Source organism: Pseudomonas sp. MEJ086 (assembly GCF_030209025.1).
GTDB lineage: Bacteria > Pseudomonadota > Gammaproteobacteria > Pseudomonadales > Pseudomonadaceae > Aquipseudomonas > Aquipseudomonas fulva_A.
The window spans coordinates 40,113-62,176 of sequence record NZ_JARVSV010000035.1; the positions used below are offsets into that span (position 1 = coordinate 40,113).

General features: G+C 63.0%; 20 protein-coding genes. 11 read left to right on the top strand and 9 right to left on the bottom strand.

Going from position 1 to position 22,064, the window contains the following annotated elements:
- Positions 1–45: 45 nt before the first annotated feature.
- Complete coding sequence (gene algW, locus QRN22_RS21400) at positions 46–1,194, bottom strand: Do family serine endopeptidase AlgW (RefSeq protein ID WP_042554825.1); 1,149 nt, start codon at positions 1,192–1,194, stop codon at positions 46–48.
- 108 nt (positions 1,195–1,302) lie between these two features.
- Between algW and QRN22_RS21405 the strand changes: the two genes are divergently transcribed.
- Positions 1,303–2,061, top strand: coding sequence for a Nif3-like dinuclear metal center hexameric protein (locus QRN22_RS21405; RefSeq protein WP_042554826.1), 759 nt, complete (start codon positions 1,303–1,305; stop codon positions 2,059–2,061).
- 54 nt (positions 2,062–2,115) lie between these two features.
- On the opposite strand, the gene QRN22_RS21410 is transcribed toward QRN22_RS21405, so the two are convergent.
- Positions 2,116–4,950 carry an autotransporter family protein gene (locus QRN22_RS21410; RefSeq protein WP_052493824.1) on the bottom strand — a complete coding sequence of 945 codons (2,835 nt, stop codon included), beginning with the start codon at positions 4,948–4,950 and terminating at the stop codon, positions 2,116–2,118.
- Between the two features lie 379 nt (positions 4,951–5,329).
- Between QRN22_RS21410 and cysD the strand changes: the two genes are divergently transcribed.
- Both cysD and cysN read left to right on the top strand, forming a co-directional pair.
- A complete protein-coding gene (cysD, locus tag QRN22_RS21415; protein ID WP_042554827.1) occupies positions 5,330–6,247 on the top strand; it encodes a sulfate adenylyltransferase subunit CysD in 918 nt (305 codons plus the stop codon).
- Between the two features lies 1 nt (position 6,248).
- A complete protein-coding gene (gene cysN / locus QRN22_RS21420) occupies positions 6,249–8,144 on the top strand; it encodes a sulfate adenylyltransferase subunit CysN (protein WP_042554828.1) in 1,896 nt (631 codons plus the stop codon).
- 140 nt (positions 8,145–8,284) lie between these two features.
- Here cysN and osmE read toward each other — a convergent pair whose 3' ends face one another.
- Both osmE and QRN22_RS21430 read right to left on the bottom strand, forming a co-directional pair.
- Positions 8,285–8,638 (bottom strand): osmotically-inducible lipoprotein OsmE, encoded by a 354-nt coding sequence (osmE, locus tag QRN22_RS21425; RefSeq protein WP_042554829.1) that lies wholly within the window; start codon positions 8,636–8,638, stop codon positions 8,285–8,287.
- A 146-nt stretch (positions 8,639–8,784) separates the two neighbouring features.
- Complete coding sequence (locus QRN22_RS21430; RefSeq protein WP_257026990.1) at positions 8,785–8,919, bottom strand: hypothetical protein; 135 nt, start codon at positions 8,917–8,919, stop codon at positions 8,785–8,787.
- A 172-nt stretch (positions 8,920–9,091) separates the two neighbouring features.
- On the opposite strand from QRN22_RS21430, the gene QRN22_RS21435 reads away from it, so the two are divergent.
- Positions 9,092–9,982 (top strand): lipase family alpha/beta hydrolase, encoded by an 891-nt coding sequence (locus tag QRN22_RS21435; RefSeq protein WP_042554830.1) that lies wholly within the window; start codon positions 9,092–9,094, stop codon positions 9,980–9,982.
- Positions 9,983–10,049: 67 nt separating this feature from the next.
- Here QRN22_RS21435 and QRN22_RS21440 read toward each other — a convergent pair whose 3' ends face one another.
- From QRN22_RS21440 to dksA, 3 genes are all read right to left on the bottom strand, one after another.
- Positions 10,050–10,583: a hypothetical protein gene (locus tag QRN22_RS21440; protein ID WP_042554831.1), complete on the bottom strand. Its 534-nt coding sequence runs from the start codon at positions 10,581–10,583 to the stop codon at positions 10,050–10,052.
- Between the two features lie 51 nt (positions 10,584–10,634).
- On the bottom strand, positions 10,635–11,522 hold the full coding sequence (gene gluQRS, locus QRN22_RS21445; protein ID WP_042554832.1) for a tRNA glutamyl-Q(34) synthetase GluQRS: 888 nt from the start codon (positions 11,520–11,522) through the stop codon (positions 10,635–10,637).
- A 62-nt stretch (positions 11,523–11,584) separates the two neighbouring features.
- Positions 11,585–12,028, bottom strand: a complete 444-nt coding sequence (gene dksA / locus QRN22_RS21450) for an RNA polymerase-binding protein DksA (RefSeq protein ID WP_042554833.1) — start codon at positions 12,026–12,028, stop codon at positions 11,585–11,587.
- A gap of 320 nt (positions 12,029–12,348) precedes the next feature.
- Here dksA and QRN22_RS21455 point away from each other — a divergent pair, with 320 nt between their 5' ends.
- Positions 12,349–13,530, top strand: coding sequence for a pyridoxal phosphate-dependent aminotransferase (locus tag QRN22_RS21455; protein WP_042554834.1), 1,182 nt, complete (start codon positions 12,349–12,351; stop codon positions 13,528–13,530).
- Entirely contained in the window at positions 13,520–14,230 is a 711-nt protein-coding gene (sfsA, locus tag QRN22_RS21460) for a DNA/RNA nuclease SfsA (protein WP_042554835.1), read from the top strand. The genes QRN22_RS21455 and sfsA overlap by 11 nt, the downstream gene beginning before the upstream one ends.
- A gap of 87 nt (positions 14,231–14,317) precedes the next feature.
- Here the strand turns inward: sfsA and QRN22_RS21465 are convergent, their stop codons facing one another.
- Together QRN22_RS21465 and QRN22_RS21470 are read right to left on the bottom strand one after the other, a co-directional pair.
- Positions 14,318–14,635, bottom strand: a complete 318-nt coding sequence (locus QRN22_RS21465; RefSeq protein ID WP_042554836.1) for a Rieske (2Fe-2S) protein — start codon at positions 14,633–14,635, stop codon at positions 14,318–14,320.
- A 94-nt stretch (positions 14,636–14,729) separates the two neighbouring features.
- Positions 14,730–16,934: a TonB-dependent hemoglobin/transferrin/lactoferrin family receptor gene (locus QRN22_RS21470; RefSeq protein WP_042554837.1), complete on the bottom strand. Its 2,205-nt coding sequence runs from the start codon at positions 16,932–16,934 to the stop codon at positions 14,730–14,732.
- A gap of 202 nt (positions 16,935–17,136) precedes the next feature.
- Here QRN22_RS21470 and QRN22_RS21475 point away from each other — a divergent pair, with 202 nt between their 5' ends.
- The 5 genes from QRN22_RS21475 to QRN22_RS21495 all read left to right on the top strand — a co-directional run bounded on the left by QRN22_RS21475 (position 17,137) and on the right by QRN22_RS21495 (position 21,884).
- Positions 17,137–18,198, top strand: coding sequence for a hemin-degrading factor (locus QRN22_RS21475; protein ID WP_042554838.1), 1,062 nt, complete (start codon positions 17,137–17,139; stop codon positions 18,196–18,198).
- A gap of 101 nt (positions 18,199–18,299) precedes the next feature.
- Complete coding sequence (locus QRN22_RS21480) at positions 18,300–19,187, top strand: heme/hemin ABC transporter substrate-binding protein (protein WP_042554839.1); 888 nt, start codon at positions 18,300–18,302, stop codon at positions 19,185–19,187.
- Entirely contained in the window at positions 19,184–20,221 is a 1,038-nt protein-coding gene (locus QRN22_RS21485; RefSeq protein ID WP_042554840.1) for a FecCD family ABC transporter permease, read from the top strand. Before QRN22_RS21480 ends, QRN22_RS21485 begins: the two co-directional genes overlap by 4 nt.
- Entirely contained in the window at positions 20,221–20,988 is a 768-nt protein-coding gene (locus QRN22_RS21490) for a heme ABC transporter ATP-binding protein (protein ID WP_042554841.1), read from the top strand. Before QRN22_RS21485 ends, QRN22_RS21490 begins: the two co-directional genes overlap by 1 nt.
- Before the next feature lie 11 nt (positions 20,989–20,999).
- Positions 21,000–21,884 carry a ChaN family lipoprotein gene (locus QRN22_RS21495; protein WP_042554842.1) on the top strand — a complete coding sequence of 295 codons (885 nt, stop codon included), beginning with the start codon at positions 21,000–21,002 and terminating at the stop codon, positions 21,882–21,884.
- Positions 21,885–22,064: the final 180 nt, after the last annotated feature.

Sequence of the window (22,064 nt, forward strand, 5' to 3'; positions counted from 1 at the left end):
CTGGCCGACCGCCGCTCGGTCACGCGATACCTATCGCTGCAACGTTTAGTTGCTGTTGGTCGCGACGGGAGGGCGCACGCCGATTTCAGCGCTCAGTTCCATCATCTTGCCGTTACGCATGACTTCGATGCGAATCGTCTCGCCCGGTTTGGCGCGCGCGACCTGGTTCATCGAGCGGCGGGCATCGCCGGCGGGTTCGCCATCGATCTTGAGAATCAGGTCATTGGGCTGCAAACCGGCCTTCTGCGCCGGGCCGTTGCGGTAGATGCCCGCGACGATGATGCCCTGACGGCCTTCGAGGCCGAAGGATTCGGCCAGCTCCGGGGTCAGCGGCTGCACCTCCAGGCCCAGCCAGCCGCGAATCACCTGGCCATGCTCGATGATCGCCTGCATCACTTCCATCGCCAGCTTCACCGGGATGGCGAAGCCGATGCCCTGGGATCCGCCGGACTTGGAGAAGATCGCCGTATTGATGCCGACCAGATTGCCATAGGCGTCGACCAGCGCACCGCCCGAATTGCCGGGGTTGATCGCCGCGTCGGTCTGAATGAAGTCTTCGTAGGTATTGAGGCCCAGCTGATTGCGCCCCGTGGCGCTGATGATGCCCATGGTCACGGTCTGACCAACGCCGAACGGGTTGCCAATGGCCAGGGTGACATCACCGATGCGGATATTATCGGAGCGCCCCAGAGTCATCGCCGGCAGGTCCTTGAGGTCTATCTTCAACACCGCCAGGTCGGTTTCCGGGTCGCTGCCAATCACGCGGGCCAGGGTTTCACGGCCATCCTTGAGCGCTACCACGATCTGATCCGCGTTGGCGGTCACGTGGTTGTTGGTCAGCAGATAACCCTCGGGGCTCATGATCACCGCGGAGCCAAGGCTGGACTCCATGCGCCGCTGGCCAGGCAGGCTGTCACCGAAGAACTTGCGAAACTGCGGGTCTTCGATCAGCGGGTGGGTCGGTTTGCTCACGTACTTGGTGGTGTACAGGTTGGCCACCGCTGGCGATGCGGTGTTCACTGCACTGGCGTAGGAGGCTGGGCCCTCCTGGGTGCGTGCATAGGCGGGCGCCTGGCGGAACTGCACATCATGCATCGGCAGGCCCACCAGTTGCGGGTACTGCTGCATGATCAGCAACGACACCAGAATGCCGACCAGTAGTGGCCAGCCGAAGAAACGCAGGGCCTTGAACATCTATACAATCCTGAGGGTTGCGAGGCCCTGATCGGGCCCTTAAGGTGCGCCATTATAGAGAACCGCGCCAAGAAAGCAGCGGTTCGCAACAGCTCGTGAGGAAACTGTATGGCCATTGCTCTGACGACCCTGGTGGAAGACGCCGAACGCTATCTCGGCGCTTCACGCATCAGCGATTATTGCCCCAACGGCCTGCAGGTCGAAGGGCGGCCACAGGTGCAGCGCATCGTCAGCGGCGTGACCGCCAGCCTGGCGCTGATCGAAGCTGCCGTCGAGGCCCGTGCGGACGTGCTGCTGGTGCACCACGGCTACTTCTGGAAGGGCGAGAACCCCTGCATCACCGGGATGAAGCAGCGCCGTCTGAAAACACTGCTGGCCAATGACATCAGCCTGCTGGCCTATCACCTGCCGCTGGATGTACATGCCGAGGTGGGCAACAACGTGCAGCTCGCCCGGCAGTTGGAGATTACCGTCGAGGGCCCGCTGGAACCGGACAACCCACGTACCGTCGGCCTGGTCGGTTCGCTGGCACAGCCCATGAGTGCCCGGGACTTTGCCCGCCGCGTGCATGACGTGCTGGGGCGAGAGCCATTGCTGGTGGAGGGCGAGGGAATGGTCAGCCGCATTGGCTGGTGTACGGGGGGCGGGCAGGGTTACATCGATCAGGCCATCGCCGCGGGCGTCGACCTCTATCTGACCGGAGAAGCCTCCGAGCAGACCTATCACAGCGCCCGGGAAAACGCTGTCAGCTTCATCGCTGCCGGGCATCACGCGACCGAGCGTTACGGCGTTCAGGCGTTGGGTGACTACCTGAGCCGGCGCTTCGCCATCGAGCACCTGTTCATCGATTGTCCGAATCCGATCTGAGCCCTGAACGGTAACCGGGCACTAGGCGCCCGGTTACCGTAGTGGGGGTGAGACTCAGAAGTCGTAACGAACCTTGGCACGCAAGGTGTCGGCATCGAAGCCCGAACGGCCGACGTGCTCATAGCCCGCACCGAGGCTCAGCGCCCCGACGCGGTAGTTGAGCCCCAGGGTCGCTTCGTAGCTGTCACGCGCCGGCTTAGCGCCGTTGCTCACGAACGACGAGCCGCCAAGCAGGTAGGACGAGGTACTGCTGACCTGATCGGCTGCGAAGTCGTGATAGGCCATCAGCTTCAGTTCCGGTTCCAGCGTGCCCTGGCCAACGGAGAACTGGCTGGCCAGACGCGCACCCGCGCCCAGTTCGATCACCTCGTTGCGCTGGCTGGAGACGTCCAGTGCCGCGGCCGAGCCTTTTTCACGGTAGCTGTCGATGTCCAGTCGGCTGTAGCGTGCTGCCACGCGAGGCTCCAGGGTCAGCGGACCGGCACTCAGGCCGTACCCGGCTTCCAGGTTGAGGCCGAGCGACTTGCTGTCGAAGTCACCTTTGGCACGGGTACCGGCAATGTTGCGCTTGCTGGTGTTGTCGTGGAAGCCGTAGCTGATGCTGGAGTCGACGAAGAACTGGCCATGCTCGAAGCCCGAGTAGAGGCTCAGCACCTGGCTGTCGATGTCGGACTTGTTGCCGTTGCGGCCTGTCACGCTGGTGTCCAGGTTGCTGTAGGCGACGCCCAGCGTCCATTGCTCGTTCAGCTTGCCATCCACACCGAGGCTGAGCCCGCGGCTATCGGCATCGTAACCGGCGATGCCGTCACGGCGACCCTGACGCAGGTCCGTGTCATGACCCTGGGCCCAGAATCCGCCCTGGCTGAGCGGGGAGCCCGAGGATTCGCCGCGCAGTGCCGAGGTACGGGAGCCCACGGCGCCCGAGACCAGATTGTGCGTGGCGCGGGTGGCGGCCTGGAGGGCACCATCGGCTTGCGGTGCGAGCTGCTCGCTCAGTGTCGCGAGCTGAGCGTCGTCGGCGTTGGCGAATGCCTGGAATACAGGATCGTCGTTATCCAACTGCCCCATGACACTTGCATAGAAGGGCTGGAAAGCGCGGCTGGCATTCGGGCTGCTGCCAGCATGCTCGATGAGCTCACCGGCTTGCTGGCCTGATACGGTGCTGACTGTTGCCAGAACTTCGGTGTCCGTGACTCTGGATGCGTTGATCGTCAGTAGGGGGGAGCTGCTGACAACCTGCGGACCTGCGCCGTCATACTCGAGTATTCCGGCTTCGATTAGTTTGTACTCCTTGCCAGAAGCCCGAAACGCTTCAGATGTCGGGCGCAGAGCGATGCTGCTCGTAGGAGCAAAGTAGGCGTCGTCGCGCACCGTGACAATGGCACGGTTGGGATCAGTGGCTTCGCTGAGGTTCAGCTGCAGCACGGTGCCCCTGTTCATCTCCAGATAGCCATCCAGGGTGACGTGAGGTTGAGTCAGCGTCAGGTGGCCGGCCGAGCCGAGAGGACTATCCTCGGCGTTATATACATCCACGCCGCCGAATCTGAGTGCATCTATATGGGTACCCTCGAAGACCGCTGTACCCGTCACATCTATGTACGACACGCCCGAGATGTTTCCTTTGATCGTTCCACCCGCCAGTCGTAGACGAGATGGTGCTGTACCCTCCGAATAGATCGCATACTGGCCGCCCTCGATCAGGCCACCGTTCTGCTGGATCACAGGAATGTTGAATTGTGCACTGCTGGGATAGTTGAGATAGATGCCAACGCGCTCGCCACTGACAGTGCCGCTGTTGACGATATCGCCACCGATGCGACCACCATCGACAAAGATACCTACAGAGTCGGCGCCCTTCGCTGAAATCGTACCGCTGTTATCGAGAGCGCCACCAATCTGCCCGTGAGAGATCTCGATGCCACGTGCAGTTGCGCCATCCTCGGCCACTGCGGTCACGTCGATGGTGCCGCTGTTGAGCAGGTCTCCACCGATGCGCGCCTTGTTGTCATCACCGTCATAGGCGCGAAGGTCGATACCGGTCGCTTCATAGCCGCTAACGGTAACGCTGCCGCTGTTGTTCAAGGTGCCATGGACGATGCTGCTGCCAATGGTGATGCCGCCCGCTTCACTGAGATTGGAGGTATCGCCGATGCCGGTAATACCTATCGCTCGGAGGGTTCCAGCGTTGGTCAGTTCAGCCAATTCGCTTTGAAAATTGACCAAAATAGCATTGGCTTCATCACCGGTTGTCTCGATCACGCCGCTGGCAGTGTTTTCCAGCTTGGCGCCGGACAAGTCGCTATTGCTCAGTGCGATGCCTCTGGCAAGGTCTGTGCTGGATACCTCGATCCGACCGCTGTTGCTCAAGCTGTTGCCCAGGCTCGTCTCATACAGGGCCAGCCCAGCGGGCATCGCGTTATCCAGCCCTTGGCTCAAGGGGTGGAGGAACTGGCTATCGCGGATGTTGATGACCCCTTCGTTGCTGATCCCGCCGCTGATTCGTGCATGACCGGCGTTGATACCGACGGCAGCGAAACCGTCGGTAATCAGGCTGCCTCTATTGACCAGAGCACCGTCGATTGTCACCTCATCATTCGGGCCTCGGCCCAGGGTGACCGGCCGCGCATATTGGGCCTGGTCATTCTCGGCGCCAGTGGCAATGATCGTGGCATCGAGCGTCAGGTCGCCCTGCACATGGGTACCTGGCTGCAGCGTGATTGCACTGGCTGGAGTGGTCAGTTCACCGCTGATGGTCAGGCCGTCTGCAATGACCTCGTTACCCCAGCTCTTGGGGCCGTCGTCGATCTGGTAGGTTTCTGCCTGGGCCGAAAGGCTGGCGGTGGTGATGGCGATAGCGAGAAGGGAATAGGACAAAGGGCTAGATTGCATGTGGCTCTCCTTGAGCGCGGCAGCTGGAATCCAATGGCGCGGCGAGCTGGGAGCTCGCTCCCCGGTAGGCGAGGTTGCGTTGTGGCGTAGGTTGGTTTGCAGCCACGTGAGTGTCAAGGCTTTGACGTGCGGAGTGCTTTGCGCTTCGCAAAACCGGAAGAATGCACTTCTCATTTGAGGCAGACGGGGTGTGACCCGAGCCTGAAGTTTCGAACGATTGTTCGTATTGCCGGCAGCGATGGGCAGCCTGTTTCAGTGGAATAAAGCTAGATCGTTTCGATCTAAGTGCCTCCCTGAATAGAATGAGGCGCTGTGCTAGAGTGCGCGCTCGTCCAAGGCCCGCCGGCCTGAATAAAATACCGTGATCCCGTGAGTAGCCATGCTCGACAAACTGACGCACTTGAAACAGCTCGAGGCGGAAAGCATCCACATCATTCGTGAAGTGGCCGCCGAATTCGACAACCCGGTGATGCTCTATTCCATCGGCAAGGATTCCGCCGTGATGCTGCATCTCGCGCGCAAGGCCTTCTTCCCCGGGAAGCTGCCTTTCCCGGTGATGCACGTGGATACGCGCTGGAAATTCCAGGAGATGTACCGTTTCCGCGACAAGATGGTCGAGGAAATGGGCCTGGATCTGATCACTCACGTCAACCCTGACGGCATCGCTCAGAACATCAATCCGTTCACCCACGGCAGTGCCAAGCACACCGATATCATGAAGACCGAGGGCCTCAAGCAGGCGCTGGACAAGCATGGTTTCGATGCGGCTTTCGGCGGTGCCCGCCGTGACGAGGAAAAGTCCCGGGCCAAGGAACGTGTCTATTCGTTCCGCGACAGCAAGCACCGCTGGGATCCGAAGAACCAGCGCCCGGAGCTGTGGAACGTCTACAACGGCAAGGTCAAGAAGGGCGAGTCGATCCGCGTGTTCCCGCTCTCCAACTGGACCGAGCTGGATATCTGGCAATACATCTACCTCGAGCAGATCCCGATCGTGCCGTTGTACTTCGCCGCCGAGCGCGATGTCATCGAGAAGAACGGTACGCTGATCATGATCGACGACGAGCGCATTCTCGAGCACCTCAGCGATGACGAGAAAGCGCGCATCGAGAAGCGCAAAGTGCGTTTCCGTACCCTTGGCTGCTACCCGCTGACCGGCGCCGTGGAGTCCGAGGCGACCAGCCTCACCGACATCATCCAGGAAATGCTCCTGACCCGAACTTCCGAGCGCCAGGGCCGCGTGATCGATCACGACGGTGCCGGTTCCATGGAAGAGAAAAAACGTCAGGGGTACTTTTGATATGTCGCACCAATCCGAACTGATCAGCGAAGACATCCACGCCTACCTGGCGCAGCACGAGCGCAAGGAACTGTTGCGTTTCCTGACCTGCGGCAACGTCGATGACGGCAAGAGCACCCTGATCGGGCGCCTGCTGCACGACTCCAAGATGATCTATGAAGACCATCTGGAAGCCATCACTCGCGATTCGAAGAAGAGCGGCACCACCGGCGAGGAGGTCGATCTGGCGTTGCTGGTCGACGGCCTGCAGGCCGAGCGCGAGCAAGGCATCACCATCGATGTCGCCTACCGCTATTTCTCCACCGCCAAGCGCAAGTTCATCATCGCCGACACCCCCGGCCATGAGCAGTACACGCGCAACATGGCCACCGGTGCTTCGACCTGCGACCTGGCGATCATCCTGATCGACGCCCGTTACGGCGTGCAGACCCAGACCAAGCGCCATAGCTTCATCGCCTCGCTGCTGGGCATCAAGCACATCGTCGTCGCCATCAACAAGATGGACCTGAAGGGCTTCGATGAAGGCGTGTTCGAGCAGATCAAGGCCGATTACCTGTCCTTCGCCGACAAGATCAACCTCAAGCCCACGTCGCTGTTCTTCGTGCCCATGTCGGCGCTCAAGGGCGACAACGTGGTCAACAAGTCCGAGCGCTCGCCGTGGTACAGCGGCCAGTCGCTGATGGAAATTCTCGAGACCGTGGAAGTGGCGGGTGACCGCAATTTCGATGATCTGCGTTTCCCGGTGCAGTACGTCAACCGCCCGAACCTGAACTTCCGCGGCTTCGCCGGCACCCTGGCCAGTGGCATCGTGCGCAAGGGTGACGAAGTCATCGCCCTGCCATCGGGCAAGGGCAGCAAGGTCAAGTCCATCGTCACCTACGAAGGCGAGCTGGAGCAGGCCGGTCCAGGCCAGGCGATCACCCTGACCCTGGAAGACGAGATCGACGTATCGCGCGGCGACATGCTGGTGCATGCCGACAACCGTCCCCAGGTGGTCGACAGCTTCGATGCCATGCTGGTGTGGATGGCCGAAGAGCCGATGCTGCCGGGCAAGAAGTACGACATCAAACGTGCCACCAGCTACGTGCCGGGCTCCATCGCCAGCATTGCCCACCGGGTCGATGTGAACACCCTGGAGGAGGGCGCTGCGAGCAGCCTGCAGCTCAACGAAATCGGCAAGGTGAAGATCGCCCTCGATGCGCCGATCGCCCTGGATGGTTATGCCCACAACCGCACCACCGGTGCCTTCATCATCATCGATCGGCTGACCAATGGCACCGTCGGTGCCGGGATGATCATCAGCGATGCGCGCGTTTCCGGTTCCGGCCACCACAGCGAATCCGGCCATGTCTCCACCGAGGAGCGTGCATCGCGGTTCGGCCAGCAACCGGCCACCGTGTTGTTCAGCGGCCTGTCTGGCGCGGGCAAGAGCACGCTGGCCTACGCGGTAGAGCGCAAGCTGTTCGACATGGGCCGCGCGGTGTACGTGCTCGACGGCCAGAACCTGCGCCACGACCTGAACAAGGGTTTGCCGCAGGATCGTGCTGGGCGTACCGAGAATTGGCGTCGTGCCGCCCACGTGGCGCGTCAGTTCAACGAAGCCGGTCTGCTTACCCTGGCCGCTTTCGTGGCGCCTGATGCCGAGGGGCGCGAGCAGGCCAAGGCGTTGATCGGTGCCGAGCGCTTGATCACCGTCTACGTGCAGGCTTCACCGCAGGTGTGTGCCGAGCGCGATCCGCAAGGTCTGTATGCGGCGGGCGGCGATAACATCCCGGGTGATTCCTTCCCCTACGATGTGCCACTGAACGCGGATCTGGTGCTCGACACCCAGAGTCTGTCGGTAGAAGAGGGCGTCAAGCAGGTGCTGGCCATCCTGCGTAGCCGTGGCGCTATCTGACAAAGGCAGCTGCAAGTGCCAAGCTTCAAGCCGCAAGTAAATGAAGTACGGCGTAACCGTCCTTGCTTTGCTTAATGCTTGAAGCTAAAAAAATGCCCGCTCTCCTTGGAGGCGGGCATTTTTCATTGCGGGCGGCTGGATCAGATGCCGTTACCGCGGGCGCGTTCGCGCTCGTTGGTTTCCATCTGCTCGCAGGTCAGGAAGCCTTTGCTGTCGACGCGATCGGCGGAGTTGAAGGCAACGTAGTAGGGCTGCTCTTTGCCGTCACGGTTGAGCACGTAGTTGTTGCAGGTGCCCGGAAGAAGCGTGCGGGTCATTTCCGAGGAGGGTGGGCCGCCCAGTTCCAGAACGGTCGACTTGCTCATGTCCTTCTCGACCTGCTTGACCAGCGGCTCGTTGCGGTAGGTGATGTGGTCGACCGGATTTTCCGGCTTGCCGGCACAACCGGTAAGGACGGCCAGAACGCATGCGGCACCCAGACTTTGCTTGAACATGGTGTATTTCCCTTGTGATGAACCTGACCATTTTTTCGAGCCTGGCGGGTGTGGATAAGTTCGTCCTAAATCACCCGGGGTTCGCTTTGGTCATGCCCGCATGGCATTCACGGGCCACAGCGGGGGTTCATTCAGGGCTGCGGCGTTCAGCGCTCGGTTGCCGGCTGTTGCAGGCTGCTGTCCACGGCTTCGCCCAGAATGGGCGCCGGGCCGCGGCTTGGCAGGGCAAGCGCATTGGCGCTCAAAAGGCTCAGGGTCAGGACGATGGTCAGGGCTTTCATGGTGTACCTCTTTCTCTCTGCATACGGTGTTTCACGGAACCATGCTAAGGGCGAGGCAGTCAGGGATGAAGTCGACTGTCTCGATAGTGGCCATCGACAATCATGATGTGCTTTCCCTGGCGTTCCCCCGATGCTGTCTTTCGCCGGGTGGCGCCCCTCCATGGAGACTGAAATGGGTCATCGTGCAGTTCCCCGGTATCCACTGGTGCTGGTTCCAGGCTTTCTGGGTTTCGTCAGCCTGTTTGGTTTCGAATACTGGTATGGCATCGTCACAGCCCTGCGCAACCAGGGTGTGGACGTCTATCCGGCGCGTTTGTCGGCGGTACATGCCACCGAGCTTCGTGGCGAACAGTTACTGCTGCAGATCGCCGAGGCGCGGCGCCGCAGTGGTGCGGAAAAGGTGCATTTGATCGGCCACAGCCATGGTGCTCTGGTGTGTCGCTACGCCGCTGCGCACCGGCCGGAATGGGTGGCGTCGGTGACTTCTCTGGCTGGCCCGCATCAGGGGTCCGAGCTGGCCGACCACATCGAGCGCAAAGCTGCACCGGGCAGCCTGCGCGGCACGCTGCTGCAGTTGGGCGTGCATGTGCTGGCACGGCTGGTGACACTGTTCGATAGCGGTGCTCGCGGCGCGAGCATGCCGATCAATGCCACCGCCGCCCATCGTTCGCTGACCACCGAGGGGGTCGGCATCTTCAACCACCAGTATCCGCAGGGCCTGCCATCGGTCTGGGGCGAAGAGGGGCCGGAGGAGGTCAATGGCGTGCGCTATTACTCCTGGTCCGGCACCTTGCAGCCGGGGATTACCGATCAGGGTGGCAACCGCCGCGACCTGTCGAACTGGTTCTGCCGCCGTTTCGCGCGAACCTTCGTACGTGAGGCCGGGCAGTGCGACGGCATGGTCGGTCGTGTCAGCTCCCACCTGGGCAAGGTGATTCGCGACGACTACCCGCTGGATCATCTGGATATCGTCAATCAGCACTTCGGCCGTGCCGGCGAGGGCGTCAACCCGGTCAGCCTGTACATCGAGCACCTGCGCAGGCTGCACGACGCCGGGCTGTAGCTCTGCCGGCGCCGATGCCCAGGCATCTCTCAGGGCCGTGACGCGAGAACCTGGGCTGGCCCCAGGCTTACTGCTCGGCCTGCGCCGCCTTCAGGGTCTCATGGGCCGGTGCAGCGTAGATGCCCACTTCCACCGCCAGCTCCAGCACCCGTGGCAGATCGCTGGTGTACACCAGTACGGCTTGCAACTCATCGTCCAGCGGTTCGCTGAAGTCGACCAGCACGTAGCCCTGGGTTTCCTTGGACAGGCTGCTCAGCTGCACCTGAATGCGGTTCAGGGCCTTCAGTGGCTCGACCTTGTGCAATTGCTTGGCGGTGAGGACGAAGCTCACTTCCGGGCCGAACGATTCGGTGATCTGGCGAAACAGCTCATCGTAGCTGTCGGCCTGGAACAGCACGGTGTCGGGCAGGTTGCCCACCACCATCCATTCACCCAGCGGGATGGGAAAGCTGTCGTCGTAGTTGATGTCCGGGTTGGCCGCCAGAAATGCCTGTGGGTCAGCGTAGGCCTGGGCAGCCTCGTCCGCGATACGGGTGATTTCGTCCTGCGGCAGGCAGCCCGAGCTGATTTTGCCGATGAGTTCTTCGAGCTGGGCGCGCATGGCAGATTCCTGATCCTGGGTTGGGGGCGCAAGGCTGCCCTTTACCGGCGATCAGCGCAACTGACTTTCCGCCAGGTTACGTGTCCGCGGGATGCGGGTTGCATCCCAGTGGCGTGCGCTCCACAGCAATAGCTCGTCGGCGCTGGCGTACGCGAGCTCGCTCGGCGCCTGCTGGCCCAGCGCGCGCAGGGCGCGAATCAGCAACGGGGTGGCCTGATCTTCAGGCAGGGGCGGTGAGCGATAGGATTTGCCGAGCTTGTGGCCATCGGGCTGGATGATCAGCGGTACGTGCAGGTAGCGCGGCTGAGAGAGCCCGAGCAATTCCTGCAGATAGAGTTGCCTTGGCGTCGAGTCGAGCAGGTCGGCACCGCGTACCACGTTGTTGACGCCTTGCCAGGCATCGTCCAGCACCACGGCGAGCTGGTAGGCGTACAAGCCATCACGACGACAGATGACGAAGTCGCCAACCTCCTGGCCCAGGTGCTGGCTGTACTCGCCCTGTACCCGGTCGATGAAGCGATAGGTCAGCTGTGGCACGCGCAGGCGGATAGCGGCGTCATGGCGGCCATGGCCGGCATTGCCGCAGTAGCCCGGATAGACGCCGCCGTTGCCTTCCAGCTTCTTGCGTGAGCAGGTGCAAGCGTAGGCCAGGCCCTGATCGAACAGGCGCTGCAGCAGCGCTTCGTACTCGGCATGGCGCTCGCTCTGGCGAACCAGTTCGCCGTCCCAGTGCAAACCGTAGCGTTCGAGGGTCTGCAGAATCGCGCTCTGTGCGCCGGGGACTTCCCGGGGCGGGTCGAGGTCTTCCATGCGCAGCAGCCAGCGGCCGCCGACGGAGCGGGCATCGAGGTAGGAGGCGAGGGCAGCGACCAGCGAGCCGAAGTGCAGATAGCCACTGGGCGTAGGGGCGAAGCGACCGATATAGGGGGTGTTTTGCATGGCGGGGTGTTTGGCAGGGCGAAACGAAACGGGGCGCCTGAGCGCCCCGTTGTTCGATCGACTCAGGAGCCGACCTGTTTTTCCTTGATTTCCGCCAGGGTCTTGCAATCGATGCAAAGGGTGGCGGTTGGGCGGGCTTCCAGACGGCGGATGCCGATCTCGACGCCACAGGAATCGCACCAGCCGTAATCTTCGTCCTCGATCAGTTGCAGCGTTTCGTCGATCTTCTTGATCAGCTTGCGCTCACGGTCGCGGGCACGCAGTTCCAGGCTGAACTCTTCTTCCTGGCTGGCACGGTCTGCCGGATCCGGGAAGTTGGCTGCTTCGTCCTGCATGTGGTGCACGGTACGATCGACTTCCTGCATCAGCTCCAGCTTCCATTTGTTCAGGATGCCGGTGAAGTGGGCGCGCATCGCCTCGCTCATGTACTCCTCGCCCTTGGTTTCCTTGTAGGGTTCGAAGCCACGAATCAATTGGCCGTTTGTTGCTTTTGCTTTGATGGGCATGGATGACCGCCTCTCACTCTCTCTAATCCACCGCGCAGGGAATGTGTCCGTTGCCGTTTACAATAACGGCCCTGCGACTGCAAGCCGGCGAACTTACCAGATCGACTCAAGCCGCGCCACTCCCGGATGTCGTGGTTATGCGTCTTGGTCCGATAGAGCGTTGCCAGCGGCTTTGCCAGGGCGCTACGGGCTTTGTCTATCTGCCGAACGGATGGCTGCAATCGCAATGTAAACACGTGTTTCAGTGGTGCGTTGGCACGGTATGACCGGGCGGCCCTGATAGAATTCCACCTTTAATAGGTTTCCCAAGGCATTTCCCCATGGCTCAGCTCTACAGCGCCCGCAGTCGCGCGATCGAACCGTTCCACGTAATGGCACTGCTGGCGCGGGCCAATCAATTGCAGGCCGAGGGCCATGATGTCATTCATCTGGAAATCGGCGAGCCGGACTTCACCACCGCCGCGCCCATCGTCGCGGCCGGGCAGGCTGCACTGGCGGCAGGCCATACCCGCTATACCGCCGCTCGCGGCTTGCCCGCCCTGCGTGAGGCAATCGCCGCTTTCTATGCGCAACGCTACCGGCTGAGCATAGACCCACAGCGCATCCTCATCACCCCGGGCGGCTCCGGTGCGCTGTTGCTGGCGGCCAGCCTGCTGGTCGATCCCGGCAAGCATTGGCTGTTGGCCGACCCGGGCTATCCCTGCAATCGGCATTTTTTGCGTCTGGTGGAAGGCGCTGCGCAGTTGGTACCGGTCGGGCCCGAGGAGCGCTATCAGCTGACCGCTCGGGCGGTGGCCGATTGCTGGAACGCCGACAGTGTCGGCGCCTTGCTCGCCTCGCCTGCCAACCCCACCGGTACCTTGCTGAGCGCTGCAGAGCTGGCGTCGCTTTCCCGGGCGCTCAAGGCCCGTGGTGGTCACATGGTGGTGGACGAGATCTATCACGGCCTGACCTATGGCGTGGATGCCAGCAGCGTACTGGAGGTGGATGACGACGCCTTCGTGCTCAACAGCTTCTCCAAGTATTTCGGCATGACCGGCTGGCGACTGGGCTGGCTGGTGGCGCCCGAAGAAGCAGTGGGGGATCTGGAAAAACTGGCGCAGAACCTCTACATCAGCGCGCCGAGCATGGCCCAGCATGCCGCGCTGGCCTGTTTTGAGCCGCAGACCCTGGCGATTCTCGAAGAGCGCCGTGCCGCCTTTGCCGAGCGCCGTGACTTCCTGCTGCCAGCGCTGCGCGACCTGGGCTTCGGCATCTCCGTGGAGCCGCAGGGCGCCTTTTATCTGTATGCCGATATCAGCGCCTTCGGTGGCGATGCTTATGGGTTCTGCCAACACTTTCTGGAAACCGAGCATGTCGCGTTCACCCCGGGCCTGGACTTCGGTCGTCATCAGGCAGGGCATCACGTGCGCTTCGCCTACACGCAGAGCCTGCCGCGCCTGGAGCAAGCGGTCGAACGCATTGCCCGCGGCCTGAAGACGTGGAGCGCCAATGCGATTTGATCCGCCGCTCGAAGAAGGTCGCCTGCTGCGTCGCTACAAGCGTTTTCTCGCCGACATCGAAACCGCCAGCGGCGAACTGCTGACCATCCACTGTCCGAACACCGGCTCGATGCTCAACTGCATGAGCGAGGGCTGCCGGGTCTGGTTCAGCCGCTCCAGTGACCCCAAGCGCAAGCTACCGGGCACCTGGGAGATCGGTGAAACGCCCCATGGTCGGCTGGCCTGTATCAACACCGGGCGTGCCAATGGGCTGGTCGAGGAGGCGCTGCGCGCCGGGGTTATTTCCGAGCTGGCGGGCTTCACCGCGCTGCGCCGTGAGGTGCCTTATGGCGTGGAGCGCAGTCGGGTGGACTTCTGCCTCGAATACGCCAGCGGTGTGGCTTTCGTCGAGGTGAAGAGCGTGACCCTGGGCTTCGCCGACAGTGCCGTGGCGGCCTTCCCGGATGCGCGTACCGAACGCGGCACCAAGCACCTGCGTGAGCTGGCCGCCCTGGCACGCAGTGGCGTGCGCGCGGTGCAACTGTATGGCGTGAACCTGTCGGGTATCGAGGCGGTGCGACCTGCCGGGGAAATCGACCCGGCCTACGCGGCGGCCCTGACCGAGGCGGTGCAAGCCGGTGTCGAGGTGCTGGCCTACGGTGTGGATATCTCGCCGCAGGGCATCGAGGTGGTACGGCGCCTGGATGTAGTGCTGGCTTGAGAGTGCTCCCTCCAGGCGACGACGCTGCGTTCGCGTCAACATGCCTCCGTGGCCGGGCCTCGAGCGAAGCGATACCCGGGTTCTGACCTACAGATCGACCCAGATCCCGTCCAAATCCTCTTTGCTGCTGATCACGTGCAGAGCATCGCCCTCGCAGGGCCCGGCCACGCACTCGCCGGACTCGATCAGGAACAGCGCACCATGCCGGGCGCATTGAATCAGGCTGGCGCTGGGGTCGAGGAACTGGTCCGCCTGCCACTCGAGCGGCACGCCGCGATGCGGGCAACGGTTGCGGTACACGAACACCTCGCCACCCTTGCGTACGGCGAACAGCTGCGTACCTGTAACGGAAAAGCCCCGGCTTTGAGCTTCCGGAAGCTCGTGCGGGGCGCATAGACGAATCATCGAAGTCTCCAGGCCTGAGCGGGGATTATCCCGGATCGGCCTGGCGATGGAAGGGGGCGCGCGTCCTTGCGCGAATGGGCTCAGGTTGCGCTGTTCATATTTCCCAGATCAGGTTGAAGGCTGCGTGGCGTCCCGGTTGGGAATAGCGCCCGAGGCTCGAGCTGTTCTCGGTAAGGCTGCGTACGTCGCCCCATTGCCAGTACTGCTTGTCCGTCAGGTTGAACAGGCCCGCGTTGACCGATACGCCGGAACCGATATTCCAGTAAGCGCTGAGATCGAGGGTGCCGTAGCCCGAGGGCTCGAACTGGTTGGCGATCTGCGTTTGGTCGACACGCTTCTTGGCGGCCGCCACCGTCCAGGTCAGCTCACCGCCGAACTGGCCGCTCGGCGCATCGTAGCCAAGGCCGAGCACCGCCTTGAGCGGGTCGACGCTATTGATCGGTTGCCCGGTTGCCTCGTCCTTGCCGCGTGCATAGGCGATGGCGCTACGCAGATGGCTGCCGGCAGGCATGCCGAAGCTCTCGAGCAATAGCTCACCGCGGGCCTCCGCACCACGGATCGTGACGCGATCAAGGTTCTGATACTGGAAAGTCATGCGTCCGGCGCCGGTCGGGTCGCTGGCCAACGTCATCTGCTCGATGAAATCATCGTAACGGTTGTAGAACAGTGCCACACCGAAGGCGCCGCTATCGTACTGACCGCGCAGGCCGATCTCGTAACTGTCGCTGGTCTCCGGTTTCAGGCCGGGGTTGGCGATGGTCTGGTAGTTGCGGGCGAAGTTGATGAACTCGCCAAAGATGTCCACGGGATTCGGCGCTCGGAATCCTGCCGCGTACTGACCGTAAACGCTGTGGGCATCGTCGATTTGATAGGTGATGCCGAGTTTCGGCGAGATGGCCTCGTCCCGATAGTCCGATGGGTTGCGGTTCACCGGTTGGCTGTTCAGATAGTGCTGAGTGACCTTCGGTTTCATCTCGTAGTGGTCGTAGCGCAGGCCAGGCAGCAACGTCCAGCGGCCTATCTCGATATTGTCCTGAACGAAGAACGCATATTCGGTCGAGGTCGGATCCGGGAAGTCGCTGAGCGGGAAGGTCTCGTCGCCAGGAATCGCCGGAACCGGCAGGCCGCTGCTGGCGAACACTTCACGGCCTTTGCGCAGGTCACTGCTCTCGAGGCGCTTGAAGTCGAAGCCATAAATGAGTCGATGGTTGGCCGGGCCGGTCTCGAAGGCCTTGTCGAACTTGGTGTTGAAGGCCCAGAGATCTTCCTGATAAGTCGAGTCTCGGCTGCGCTCACGCAAGCTGCCGCCGCTGAAACGCTGCTGGTAAGTGCGCTGACGGATCTGGCTTTCCTGATAGCTCAGTTGCCATTCGACATGATCACTGAGCGCAGTATCCAGAGCGAAGCTGTGCAGCAGGCTGATCCGGTCGCGATCGGTGTTGTCGGTTGCATCGGAGGTGCGCACGGTGGCCGCGGTGCTGTATTCGCTGAGCACCCTGGTGTCGGCATCGTCCTCGTAACGCTCGTAAGTCAGTTGCAGGCGGTCGTCGTTGAGGTAATTCCAGCCGATCTTGGCGAGCAGGTTGCTGGCCGTGTAGTCCTGATGGTTGGCCTCTTCACGGCTGGCACCTATCCCGCTTCGGCCTCCGTAGGTGTCGAGGGCCTGGCCGTCACGCCTGCCCAGGTGCAGCAGACCATCGAGTGAGCCCTGGCGGGCGGCCAGCGTCGCACTGCGCGACCAGCTGTCGTCTGCCCCGTCGTAGCCGGTCTTGAGGCGGGCATAGGTGTCGTCGCCGGCTTCGAGGTAATCGGCGGCATCCTTGGTCAGGAAGCTGACCGCACCGCCAATGGCATCGCTGCCGTACAGCGAACTGGCCGGGCCGCGGATGATCTCCACACGCTTGAGGGTATCCGGGTCGACATAATTGCGCCGTGCGTCGAGGAATGGCCCGAAGGTGAAGGCGTCCGGCATGGGCACCCCGTCCACTTGAGTGAGGATGCGGTTGCCGCCGATGCCCCGGATAGTGAAGCCTGACAGTCCGAAGCGACTGCCCGTGCCGCTGACCGAAACACCCGGTTCGTAGCGGGTCAGGTCCTTGATGTTCTTCACCGTCTTGCGGTCGATATCCTGTTCGGTAATCACCGACACGGTGTTGGGAACGCTGTTGGTGCTCTGTTCCGTGCGGGTCGCACTGATCGTGGTCTGGTCCAGTTGCAGGGTCTGTGCGCTGACCAGTGACGGTCCGAGCAACAACAGGGCCAGGCATGAGCGAAGCGGGAAAGGCGGGGTGGGCGACATGCAGTTCTCCTCGATCATGTCGAACAGCGGATAGGCAGGGATGACATATTTAATGCTAGTGATTATCGTTTGTAAACGAGACTTCATGACAATTAAGATGATTTAATATTTGCGCCGTTTCGCTCTCGGAACGGGGCGTTTACCCTTTTCCAGTCTGCGGTTTCCCTCGCCTGGTCAGCGGGGCTTGCAAGGAGTTGAAGTGATGAGCGATCTATCCGGTGCCGGCAAAGGCCTGTACGCCTCCTGGCAGGCGCTGCGTGTTGAACAGCCGCACCTGCGTGCCCGTGATGCGGCAGCGCAGCTGGGTGTCAGCGAAGCCGAGCTGACGGCCAGCCGACTGGGCGTGGATGCAGTGCGCCTGCGCCCCGAGTGGGCAACGCTGCTGCCTGCGCTGGGCGAGCTCGGCCAGGTCATGGCGCTGACCCGCAACGAGTCCTGCGTGCACGAGCGCAAGGGCGTCTATCGCGACGTGACGGTGACCGGCAATGGCCAGATGGGCCTGGTGGTATCCGCGGATATCGACCTGCGCCTGTTTCTCGGTGGCTGGGCCAGCGTGTTCGCCGTCGAGGAGCAAAGCCCGCGCGGAGCGATGCGCAGCGTTCAGGTGTTCGATCATCAGGGCATGGCGGTGCACAAGGTGTACCTCACCGAGTACAGCCAGCTGGCGGCCTGGGAGCCCCTGGTCGAGCGGTTCCGTGCTGCGCAGCAACTGCCTGAACTCGAACTGAGGGCTCTGCCGGAGCCCGCGGCGCCGCGGGCGGACGAGCAGATCGATGTCGAGGCCCTGCGTGTCGGCTGGGCGACGCTCAAGGACACCCACCATTTCTTCGCCTTGCTGAAGACCCACGCTGCGACCCGCACCCAGGCCCTGCGCCTGGCAGGCGGCGAGTGGGCCGAGAGGTTGGCGCCCGATGCCCTGGCGGGCGTGTTCGAGCGCGCTGCGGCTGCCGAGGTGCCGATCATGGTGTTCGTCGGCAACCGGCATTGCATCCAGATCCATACCGGCCCGGTGAGCAACCTGCGCTGGATGGATACCTGGTTCAACGTGCTGGACCCGCAGTTCAACCTGCACCTCAAGGCCAACGACGTCCATCAACTGTGGCGCGTGCGCAAGCCGAGCAGCGACGGTGTGATCACCAGCTGGGAAGCCTTCGATGCCAATGGCGAGCTGATCCTGCAGCTGTTCGGTGCGCGCAAGCCGGGTGTGCCGGAGCGTGAGGACTGGCGCCGCCTGGCGGAAGAAACCCCGGCCCTGCAACTCTGAAAGCAGAGGCAGCCGCCCTGTCTGCGGCTACACTGCCAGCCCTGGCCAACGACGTTTTGCAGTGGCTGGGATACGAATCGTGTTTTTCTGGAGCCTGATCCATGACCCGCCCTATCGCCGTATTCGCCCTGTTCGCCAGCCTGCTGTCGCCGCTGGTGGCGAGTGCCGACAACCTGCCTCAGCGCTGGGTCAGCGCGGGTGGCTCGCTCAGCGAGTGGGTCGTCGAGTTGGGGGGTGAAGGCAAGCTGGTGGGGGTCGACACCACCAGCCTGCACCCGGCCTCCCTGAAGGCATTGCCGAGTGTCGGCTATCAGCGCCAGCTGGCTGCCGAGGGCATCCTCGCGCTGCGTCCCGAGGTGCTGCTCGGCACCGAGGAGATGGGCCCGCCGCCGGTGCTGGCGCAGTTGGCAGCAGCCGGAGTGAAGGTGGAAACCCTGTCGGCTGAAGCCGACCTGCAGGCCTTGCATGGCAACCTGCAACGTATCGGCTCACTGCTCGGCGACGAAGCGCACGCCGAAAGCGTTTTCAACGCCTACCAGGCGCGTTTGAGCGAACAGGCCGACTGGGTCGCCAAGGCCCAGGCCGACGGCAAGACGCCCAGCGTATTGCTGCTGCTCGGGCATGCAGGCAGCAGCCCCATGGCCGGCGGGCAGGACACGGCTGCGGCCTGGATGATCGAGCACGCTGGCGGCAAGAACCTGACCACCCACGATGGCTACAAGGCGCTGTCCACCGAGGCGTTGCTGGCACTGGACCCCGAGGTGGTGATCTTCGCCGATCGCCGCCTGAGCGGTGACGAGGCCAAGCAGGCACTGCTCAAGCAGAACCCGGCGCTGGCTTCGACCAAGGCGGGGAAAGAAGGGCGCCTGGTTGCCATCGATCCGACCTTGCTGGTCGGCGGCCTCGGCCCACGCATTCCCGCCGGCCTCGCCGAGCTCTCGGCGGCCTTCTACCCTGGCCGTACGCCGCTTACCCCCGCGACCCCATGAGACCGCTGATCAGCCCGCGCTCACTGTTTATCGCACTGGGCCTGCTGCTCGCGCTCGCGTTGTGGCTGTCCTTGGCACTCGGGCCCGTCAGTCTGCCGCTGGGTGACACCTTGCGTGCCGCGCTGCGCCTGAGCGGGTTACCACTGGAAGGTGACGGCCTGCAGCAGGCCGAGCTGATTCTTGGCCAGATCCGTATGCCGCGTACGCTGCTGGGCCTTGCGGTCGGCGCCGTGCTGGCGCTGTGTGGTGTGGCGATGCAGGGGTTGTTCCGCAACCCGTTGGCCGATCCCGGTCTGATCGGCGTCTCCAGCGGTGCGGCGCTCGGTGCGGCTGTCGCTATCGTCGGTGGCGCGGCACTGGGCGGCATTCCCGAGCTGTTCGCGCCCTATCTGTTGTCGCTGTGCGCCTTTCTGGGCGGGCTGGTGGTTACCGCACTGGTCTACCGTCTGGGGCGGCGCAACGGCCAGACCAGCGTGACCACCATGCTGCTCGCCGGGATCGCCCTCAATGCGCTGGCATTCGCCTGCATCGGCCTGTTCACCTACCTGGCCGACGATGCCACCTTGCGCACCCTGACCTTCTGGAACCTCGGCAGCCTCAATGGCGCCAGCTACGCGCGCCTCTGGCCCCTGTTGCTGGTGACCCTCGCCGTGGCGCTGTGGCTGCCGCGTCGGGCCCAGGCGCTGAATGCCTTGCTACTCGGTGAGTCGGAGGCCCGCCATCTGGGCGTTGCGGTCGAACGGCTGAAGCGCGAGCTGGTGTTCTGCACCGCGTTGGGAGTCGGCGCGGCAGTGGCGGCGGCCGGAATGATCGGTTTCATCGGCCTGGTGGTGCCACACCTGGTGCGCCTGCTGGTCGGCCCGGACCATCGCGTTCTGCTGCCCGCTTCGGCGCTGGCCGGTGCCAGTCTATTGTTGCTGGCCGATCTGTTCGCGCGGCTGATCCTGTCGCCTGCCGAACTGCCCATCGGCATCGTTACCGCATTGATCGGTGCCCCGTTCTTTCTTTATCTGCTGCTACGGGGGCGCACCTGATGCTCAGCGCACGCAAGCTGTCGATCAAGCGCGGCGACAAACAGGTGCTGGCCGATATCGATCTGCAGTTGCAGCCCGGAGAGGTGCTGGGCGTGCTCGGTCCGAACGGTGCTGGCAAGAGCACCTTGCTCGGTGCCCTGTGTGGCGAGCTGGCGGCGGCAACGGGCGAAGTGTCGCTCGGCGATCGTCCATTGAGCGCCTGGCAGGGTGGGGAACGGGCACGACGCCTGGCGGTGCTGCCGCAGAGTTCGTCACTGAGCTTCGGTTTTGCGGTCCGTGATGTGGTGATCATGGGACGCATGCCCCATGACACTGGTCGTGACCGTGATGCGCAGATCGTCCGCGAGGCGCTGCAGGCAGCCGATGCCGAGCACCTTGCCGAGCGCAGCTATCTGCAATTGTCAGGTGGCGAGCGTCAGCGCGTGCACCTGGCTAGGGTTCTGGCCCAGCTGTGGCCTGGTGGTGCCCAGCAGACGCTGTTGCTCGACGAACCCACGTCCATGCTCGACCCTCTGCATCAGCACACCACGCTGCAGGCCGTGCGCCGTTTTGCCGAACAGGGCGCTGCGGTGCTGGTCATCCTCCATGACCTGAATCTGGCGGCGCGCTACTGCGACCGTCTGCTGCTGCTCAACGAAGGGCGAACCCACGCCATCGGCCTGCCCGCCGAGGTGCTGCGCGCCGAGCCGTTGCAGGCCGTGTTCGGTCTCGAGGTGCTGGTGCAGCAGCATCCCGAGCGGGGGCATCCGCTCATCGTTGCCCGCTGAAGGAAATTTTCATGCGTAGTCTTCTGTTGCTTGCCCTGTTGGTGCTCGCCGCCTGTCAAAGCCAGCCTGTTCTGGCGCCGCTGCCTGCGTGGCAAAGCCCGCAGGGACACGGGCATGCCGAGCTGGGGCAGATCGTCGATCTGCACAGTGGCGAGCGGCTGACGCCCGAGCAACTGGTGGCGCGGCTGGCCACGGCGCCCCGCGTACTGGTCGGCGAGCAGCACGACAACCCGGATCATCATGCCCTTCAGCTGTGGTTGCTGCATGCGCTGGAGCAACGCCGCGAGCAGGGCAGTTTGCTGCTGGAAATGCTCGCCTCGGGCCAGCAGCACCTGGCCGACGAGGTCGCGCAGCAACTGAGAGAAGGCAGACAGATCGATGATTTGCCCAAGGCGCTGGAGTGGAGTAACGGCTGGCCCTGGGCGTTGTATGGGCCGATCGTTCGTCATGGGTTGGCACAGCGCTACGGCTTGAGAGCTGCCAATCTAGACCGCGCCGAGATCATGGCCATCTACCGTGAGCAGCCTGTTCTGCAGGGCCAGGCCTCGACTGCCGCAGCGGTGCGAGAGCCGCTGCTGGAGCAGATTCGCGAATCCCACTGCGACAAGCTGCCGGTGAGTCAATTGCCGGCGATGCTGGCGGTGCAGCAACAACGTGACCGCCGCATGGCCGAACAGTTGCTGGCCGCGCCGCAGCCGGCGATGCTGTTCGCAGGCGCTTTTCATGTGCGGCGTGACTTGGGTGTGCCGCTGCACCTCGGTGACCTGGGCGCACCCGCTAGCGCCCAGGTGCTGATCCTGTCCGAGGTGGGCAAGTCGGTAACGGCGCAACAAGCGGACTACGTGTGGTACACCGCAGCGCTACCCGCCGAGGATCATTGCGCACGATTTCAGTAGCGCAAAATCCTCGTAGGGTGGATTAGGTGCTTGTTGCAGGGCGCAAGCGGCGCGTGGGGATCGTTGCGTCGTAGCCCACCATGGGCGTTACGGCGGATATCGCTTGGTGGGTTACGCGACGCGCCGAGATAGCGGTACTTGATACGGCTATACCTGGCGTCGCTAACCTGCGCGGCCCGA